We start from the raw sequence: 423 nt of genomic DNA, 5'->3' as shown, positions 1-423 counted from the left end.
GCTGTTACTAAACAACCAGTGTTTTCGCCCTACCACGAATGGGCGTATTGCGTTCTCCGCTAGATTATTATCCATCCGTAGATAACTCGCATCACAGTAGCGAACCAGCTTATCCCACTGATTATGTAGATAATACAGCGCCTTACCCAGTGCGCTTTTCGGCGGCACCTGTGGCAATGATTTTTCCAGCCATTTTCGAAGATTCGCTAGTATCTTCTGGCTTTGCTGCTGGCGGACCTCCAATTTCTTGTCCGGTGGCTGATCGGTGATCTGCTTTTCGATCCGGTACAGCTTCTGGATATAAGATAGCCCCATTTGGGCCTTACCGGCTTTTTGCGGTTTTCCTTTTTGGGGTTTCCCCTGAGCCTTGATTGCTTCATCGAACTTACGGCGGGCGTGAGCCCAGCAGCCCTGGTTGATGAC

Annotated in this window: 1 protein-coding gene; it reads right to left on the bottom strand. The window is 50.1% G+C overall.

Going from position 1 to position 423, the window contains the following annotated elements; genetic code table 11:
* Positions 1-423: transposase (locus BGP75_RS00600; RefSeq protein WP_143820940.1), on the bottom strand; the 423-nt coding region annotated here is incomplete at both ends.

This window comes from Motiliproteus sp. MSK22-1 (genome assembly GCF_001968815.1).
Taxonomy (GTDB): Bacteria; Pseudomonadota; Gammaproteobacteria; order Pseudomonadales; family Balneatricaceae; genus Motiliproteus.
This window is presented reverse-complemented; position numbering and strand designations above follow the sequence as displayed.